Origin of the sequence: Syntrophomonas sp. (genome assembly GCF_028707975.1) — a bacterium.
Classification (GTDB): domain Bacteria; phylum Bacillota; class Syntrophomonadia; order Syntrophomonadales; family Syntrophomonadaceae; genus Syntrophomonas.
Map to the genome: position 1 here is coordinate 1 of NZ_JAQVZX010000095.1, position 6,943 is coordinate 6,943.

General features: G+C 46.4%; 5 protein-coding genes. 2 read left to right on the top strand and 3 right to left on the bottom strand.

Annotated features, from left to right (window positions below; genetic code table 11):
• Positions 1–493 precede the first annotated feature (493 nt).
• The 3 genes from PHP87_RS09975 to PHP87_RS09985 all read right to left on the bottom strand — a co-directional run bounded on the left by PHP87_RS09975 (position 494) and on the right by PHP87_RS09985 (position 3,945).
• Positions 494–1,087, bottom strand: a complete 594-nt coding sequence (locus PHP87_RS09975; protein ID WP_299920898.1) for an ArsR family transcriptional regulator — start codon at positions 1,085–1,087, stop codon at positions 494–496.
• A 273-nt stretch (positions 1,088–1,360) separates the two neighbouring features.
• The gene (locus tag PHP87_RS09980) at positions 1,361–3,271 is read right to left on the bottom strand and encodes a nucleoside-diphosphate sugar epimerase/dehydratase (protein ID WP_299920901.1); all 1,911 of its coding nucleotides are present in this window, start codon (positions 3,269–3,271) and stop codon (positions 1,361–1,363) included.
• Between the two features lie 35 nt (positions 3,272–3,306).
• The gene (locus tag PHP87_RS09985) at positions 3,307–3,945 is read right to left on the bottom strand and encodes a hypothetical protein (RefSeq protein WP_299920904.1); all 639 of its coding nucleotides are present in this window, start codon (positions 3,943–3,945) and stop codon (positions 3,307–3,309) included.
• Between the two features lie 366 nt (positions 3,946–4,311).
• Between PHP87_RS09985 and PHP87_RS09990 the strand changes: the two genes are divergently transcribed.
• Positions 4,312–5,850 (top strand): Wzz/FepE/Etk N-terminal domain-containing protein, encoded by a 1,539-nt coding sequence (locus PHP87_RS09990; protein WP_299920907.1) that lies wholly within the window; start codon positions 4,312–4,314, stop codon positions 5,848–5,850.
• A 127-nt stretch (positions 5,851–5,977) separates the two neighbouring features.
• Positions 5,978–6,742 carry a hypothetical protein gene (locus PHP87_RS09995; protein WP_299920910.1) on the top strand — a complete coding sequence of 255 codons (765 nt, stop codon included), beginning with the start codon at positions 5,978–5,980 and terminating at the stop codon, positions 6,740–6,742.
• Positions 6,743–6,943: the final 201 nt, after the last annotated feature.

The following is a 6,943-nucleotide window of genomic DNA, read 5'->3' on the forward strand; positions in this document are numbered from 1 at the left end:
TCTAATAGACATCATAATATCGCACCGCCTTTCTATATATTTCCATAATTGAAATTTAATCTTGCAGTTCCATGTCTATTATACTTTATTTTCAATCATTTGTTCGTTAATCCAATTTCCTGATATAAGAACAAAACTATTTAATCCCGCTTGACTTTTAATGTACTCGAATTCGGCTACATTAAAATTGTGTTTATTAAGTCTGATCTTCTAAATGTTGCATAGATGCATTAGGTGTATCAAGACTATTAGACATAGCCAGTTCTGCATTTTTCTTTGTAATATTGGATTTCAAGCTCTTGACGCTTTTATGCTACATATTGATTATTCTTGGGTTCATCAGTTCACCCCGTTCATTAGCTTCTATATATACATTGGCGCACCTTAAATCAGGGATTCCAACTCATCGAAAAATTCGAGTAGTTGGGTAAATCTACATCTTGCTTCATCTACCCTCCCTGCTGGACCTTCGAGATCGCCCATGGTCTCCAACCTACTCCTCACTTCTCCACAACAGCAAGGTTTTTTCTTTTTCGAATTTATCTCGAAGTTTTTTGAATTCTTCCTGGTCCAGCACCAGGGTTCGTATTTTCCGGTTTATCAGTTCTTCTGCTTTTTCTACCAGCTGCTGGAGATAGGGTTTGTCTATGTCCCCTACCAGTACCAGGTCTATGAGCCCGGAGTCGTTGCCCTGGGCGTAGTCGCCGGTAATAAGGGCTATTTCGACATTGCCCAGTTCTTTGATAATGGATTCCACTATTTCATCTATGCCCAGGTACTTCTTGACTATGTTCTGGATATCTGGGAATAGGGTGTGCTTCTTATTTACTCTATAATTAATGCTGCGGCCTTTCTGCTTGCTTTCCAGGAGACCGGCTTCGGTCAAGCGGTTCAATTCCACGCGGACGCCATTGGTGGATTCGCCGAATTCTGTGGCCAGCCCGCGCAGGTGGGCCGTGGTTTCAGGGTTCAGAAAGAATTTCAGTATTAGTTTTAGACGGGTCTTGGAAGTAATAAGTGATTCAAGCAATATTAGTGAGGGGTGAGGGGTGAGGAGTGAGGAGACAGTCAGTCTAGGGTTCCTCATTCTTCAGCCGTCTCTTCCTCTTTATCTTCCTTTCGGTTTATTTTATTAAAAGCTTTTTGGGTGAGAAATGAGGACGGTTCCATCGTCTTTCCTATCGCTGCTTGGTGGTGTTCACGGGGACAGGACCGCTTTCGGCCCTGGTGGGCCTCAAGTCGGGTCTGTCCCCATGATCGCCGGCTCCGTCCCCGTTATCCTACCCTCTTGTGCATTTCATAGTATTATGTCTTTATGAGTATTATTTTTACTCATAATGATGAATTTGGCAAGTATTATTTAGTTGCTTTTATTAAAAATATTGCTTCTTTTTTTGTCGCGGGGTTCGAGGTAGATTATCTCCGCGCTTTGAGGGGGAAGATTGAGAGCGGTTCTGGTATATTCGGGCAAAATGATGCTCAGCAATTGCCGGGCTTCCCCGGAATCCTGGGAAGCCTTCTGACCCAGAATTTTTATGCTGTGAAATATCCCGCTGTAGTTTTTATCCAGTTCCTTCTGGGAGATAAAGATGCGTTTGTGGCGGGTGGCAGCCATTTCTTCCCGGGAAGAAAACAGTTCTTCATATAATTTTTCCCCGGGGCGAATGCCCGAGTAAACCACTGCTATGTCCTTGTCGGGCTCGTAGCCGGCCAGCCTGATCAGATCCCGGGCCAAATCGTCGATCTTCACCGGATCTCCCATGTCGAGGACAAAGATCTCACCGCCCTGGGCAATGGCTCCGGCCTGAATCACCAGCTCGACTGCTTCGGGAATGGTCATGAAATAACGCTGCATTTCTGGATGGGTGACCGTTACCGGTCCGCCCTGCTCTATCTGCTTGATGAAGGTGGGGATTACGCTGCCCCGGCTGCCCAGTACATTGCCAAAACGGACGGCGGCAAAGCGAGTATGGCTGCTCAAGTTCAGGTCTTTGACCAGCAGTTCGGCTACTCGCTTGCTGGCCCCCATTACACTGGTCGGGTTTACGGCTTTGTCGGTGGAAATCAAAATGAAAACTTCAGCTCTGTATTTATCTGCCATATCCGCTACATTGCGTGTCCCCAGCACATTATTGTCAATGGCCAGTTCGGGGTGTCGTTCCATCATAGGAACATGTTTAAAAGCGGCTGCATGAAACACCACCTGGGGATTATATTTCTGGAAACAGGCTTCCAGCCGTTTTTCCCTTCGAGTATCCAAAAGTTCCGGGCATATTTCACAATGGCCGGCCAAACTTTTTAATTCCATTTCTATGTCAAAGAGGTTGTTTTCGCAGGAATCAATGATTACCAGGCGGAGAGGTTTAAAGCGCACTATTTGCCGGCAGAGTTCGGAGCCGATGGAGCCCCCGCCGCCCGTCACCAGCACGGTCTTGTCATGCAGGTAGGAGGTGATTTCCACCAGGTCGATTTCCACGGCCTCCCGTCCCAACAAGTCTTCCATCTGCACTTCCCGGAGGTTGGAAATGATATTTCCTTCCTGGCTGCTGCGGTAAATGCTGGGGAGAATCTTCAAGCTTACCGAGGTCTGGCGGCATATATCCACTATTTCCCGCAGTGTGTTGCCGCATACGGAAGGCATGGCAATAATAATTTCATCAATAGCCATGTTTTCCACCAGGACGGGAATCTGCTGCCGTCCACCTTTTACCGGAAGTCCCATCAGCATCTTTTGTTTTTTGCCGGGATCATCATCGACAAAGGCCACTGCTTCAATTCCCAGCTGGTGGTTGTTCTGAATTTCCCGGGCCAGCAAGGCTCCGGCATCTCCGGCCCCTACAATCAAGACCCGGCGCCGATTGCTCTCCGGTTTCAAGATAAAATCTCGGAAAAGCCTCCACCATAGGCGGGAAACGCCGATGAACAGGCTGATAAAAACCCAGGCCAGAACATAAATTGAACGCGAGAACGGAGCCTGGAAAAGATAGTGCAAGACCGCATATATACATAACATGCTGCTGCTAGCGGCCAGGGCAATAGACCACATTTCATTGATGCTGGCATACTCCCAGATACGGCTGTAAAGGCGAAAAACCAGCAAAAATAGCAGGGTTATTCCAGTAATAAGCGGAATAAGGGAAATATAGGATTGGATATACTGCTGTGGTATGTTGGCATCAAAGCGCAGCAGCATAGCGCTGTAGAAGGCCATGTTTACCAAAATGGCATCAATAATAATCATTAAGCAGGCTCGGGCTTTTTGCACCGGCATTCTAATAAGTCTCCTTTTTTCGCTTTTATTCCCGGCTATTTTTTATTCTGCATTCTCTTCAGCAGTTCCTGCCTTTTGCTGGATTTGGCTTTTTCATATTCCTTCTTAATATCGTCAACAATTGCGGTCGAATGCTTATTTTCTTCCAGCTCGGCTTTCATTTGCTCTACTGTAGAGTAAAAGCTCTTGTCTATATTGCTTTCCAGCCGCTCGGCCGCTGCCATATATTTCTGGGCCAAGGCCACTCTATTGACTGAACCGCTTTTCCTCTGTTCCTGGTATTCCTGGTAAGCCGTAGCTACCAGGGTTTCCAGGCGGCTGGTGGAAAGTTGCTGCAGGGCATCCAAACGAGGAAGGTACTTCTCCACTATCTCTTTTTCCGATGGGGGAACCGAGCTTGTCCCTACGCTGCTATCGCCGCTTGATTTGTTCGGAGCTGGCTCCGTTTCATCCAGCTTCTCCCTTATGATATTGCTTATGGCAGCAGAGTTCTTGTCGCTGTCGGCCGGCTCATTGGTATCAAAGCTAGTAAAAAAATCAGAACCCAGTTTTTCTTCCAATTCTTTGTCGACTTTTGGTTCCGGACTGAAAGGGGTTCTGATAAATTTGCCTAATAGCAAAATAGCTGCGGCAACCAGTACTATCAAAATAATAATCGCTAGCTTTTTTTTCATCTTGGTCTGCTTTCCTTCCTGCAAAATCTGCTTCCGCTGCCAGGGAACACTTGCATAAATATTCCTGTATCTGGATATGCGCAAGCGATAGATTATGAATATACCGGAGAACACTTGCATAAATATTCCTTTGTATCTAAGTTAAAACTTGATTAGAATAAAGTTTAGGACTTGGTATTAATTCTACAACAAAAACCCTATTTCCTCTATTAGTTTTTTCTGCCAGCTGAAAATAGCGATCAGGGGAAGGCAGGAAGATTTATAATGCTGTCGAATAATATCTAGATAGTGCATGGCTGGGATAAATTGTGTTCCATTTAACAGCGCAATTTTACAGCGCAATTTTGGGAGAAAGGGAGAGGAAAGTTGGACAACATTCAATTGAAAGACAAGCTGGAAATAACCCTGAAAAATGAAGCCCCGGCAATTGAAGAGGCTGAAATAGATCTCCGGGATATTATCAGCAGCCTCATCAAGGGCAAGAAATTAATACTCAAAGTTGTAGTGGTGACATTGCTGGCAGCACTGCTATTTACTATGGTTTCTAATCCCAATTGGAAGGTAAAAAGCAAAGCGGAAGTTATCGTCTCTTTCAACTTCGATGGGGTGGAAAAGGGATTGGACCCGGATGGCAAGCGCTTTGATTTGGGAAAGATTAAAGCGCCGGTGGTGCTTGACCCGGTAATCGAGGATTTGCAGCTGGACAAAAAGAAAATAACGGTAGACGACCTGAGGGATAACCTGGAGATAACCCCGATAGTGCCGGCGGCAATCATAGAAAAGATACAACACATGATCGAAGCTGTACCTGAGAAGAATGCTGATGCCAAAGAATCCACCGCGATTCAAACCCTGGAGGATTACCAGTATTATCCGACCCGGTTCATTATAACGCTTAATATCCCCAAAAGCATGGATGCAGATAGTGAGCTGGGTGAGCAAATCCTACAGGAGATTTTCAATTCATATACCAAATATTTTTATGATACATACTCGGACCGCACAGTGCTGGCTGATGCCATAACCAAGATCAATTATGCGGAGTATGATTACCCGGAAATTCCCCTCATTATCCGCAATCAACTGGATATCATGCGCAGTTACCTGGCCGGCAAGAGCCGGGAGCCGCAGGGCGGCAATTTCCGTTCCCCCACAACCGGGCTGTCTTTTAATGATATTAGGGAGAGCTTGCTGCTCATAGACAATATTGACCTTAACAATCTTAGCTCTACAATAAGCGCCTACCGGATTACCAAGGACAAAGACCAGCTAATCCGTGCCTTCGAATACCGGATTAAGAGCTATGAATTGAGAATGGCGAAGAACATAGATGAATCGCGGCAAACAGCTGAAGTAAGAGATAGATACCAGAAAGAGAAGAGTATCATGTTTATGGGCGGGGTAGGTTCGCCGCAGGGAACCCTGGAATCGGAGAAAACTAGTCCGGTTTACGATGAACTGGCCCGGCGCTCGCTGGAAGCCGGTGTGACCGCTACCGATACCCAGCATGATATAGAGTATATTAAAAGAGAGATCGTTTTGTTCCAAACGGATGTGGATATCCCGCCTGAAGTAAAGAAGCAAAAAGAGGAACAGGTGGTGGTCATGATAGCGCAGCTGGATGCCAAGCTGAAAACCTGGATAGGCCTGACCAACAAGACCCTGGATGATTATTTTGAGAAGGTTTATTTTGACCGGGCAATTATGCAAACAACGCCGGTGCAGAGTTCCCATCCCGGTATGAGCAAGCTGGGGCTGAACCTGGCTATTGCCCTGGTGCTGGGATTGATGATAGGAGTATTTGTCGCCCTGTTCAAGGACTACTGGGAGAACAGCGGAAAGGCAACCGATTCTGCGGCTGAGCCAGAGCAGGTTCAAGAAGAAAGTGTTACTGAAAGTATTTAAGCTGTCATATAGTATTAGGGGTGAGGAGTGAGGGCCCTATTTTTCATCAGTGCTTGTGCCCCCGATGAATTGGGAATATGAGCTTCGAGCACAGGAAAGGACAGTTTAGAAAAGGGGGATGGGTGAATTGAGGAAAAAAAAGAAGTACCTGGTCATATCTTTTTTGCTAGCTGTTCCCCTTTTTCTGGGACTTTACTTGAATTATCTGCTCAATAACCTGGTAAACGGTCTCTATATTCCACTCATCCCTATACCAATTGTCAGCCCCGTAGTACCACCCGCTGCGGAGCCAGGGCCTTCGCCGGATACAGTTGGGGAGCATGACAATGCCGCCGGAACCGGGGAGGTTAGCGGGAAAATCGCCAACGGTCAAGGCAAAACAACCCCGGAAGACAGCTCCGGTTTGCCGAGTCTTCTTGAAGAAGGCAAAACAGGTTCGGATTTGTTTTTAGCCGGTTCGGATTTGACGACAACAGAAAATAAAACTACAGCTTCCAACAACAGCAATACTTCTAAGCGGACTCAGCCTTCGCCTTCGAAGCCGGGAGATAATAGCGGCGGCAACAGTCATGATAATGATAGCAGTTCACCACCTCCATCAAATAATACGCAGCAAATCATTTCCGATGTGCAGGAACAGATCGAGAAGCCGCTGGAAAAGAAGGATCTGCTTAAAGCCGGAATGCTTATTTTGCAGAAATTGAGCTGGGAGGAAATCAATTTCCTCTACAGTGTAGGCACCAAAGAGCAGCGCTCGGTTGAGGAACAGAAGCAGACCCGAGAAATCTTGCTCAAGAAGCTGGATGCGGAAGAGATCGCTGTTTTGCGGGAACTGGGCACGAAATACGGCAAGAAGTTGAATATCCTCGATCCCAATGTACCCATCCGGTAATAAGGTCATTAGAAAGGGAAACCTGCCAAGGGGAATCTCGTGGCAGGTTTTTTCTATTCAAAATCGTTAAAAAACTCTGTTCCCCTACTCATGGAGGCCTTTCACCCCACCCATCGTCACCGCTACCCCGAATAAAATCCAGAATACCGGCGAGGTGCCGACGATAGAATCATTGAATAGCCATTGGATGATGAAGGCCAG

Coding starts and splice junctions, on each gene's coding strand:
- PHP87_RS09985 (WP_299920904.1), bottom strand. CDS start 3,945: ATGAAAAAAAAGCTAGCGATTATTATTTTGATAGTACTGGTTGCCGCA.
- PHP87_RS09980 (WP_299920901.1), bottom strand. CDS start 3,271: ATGCCGGTGCAAAAAGCCCGAGCCTGCTTAATGATTATTATTGATGCC.
- PHP87_RS09975 (WP_299920898.1), bottom strand. CDS start 1,087: ATGAGGAACCCTAGACTGACTGTCTCCTCACTCCTCACCCCTCACCCC.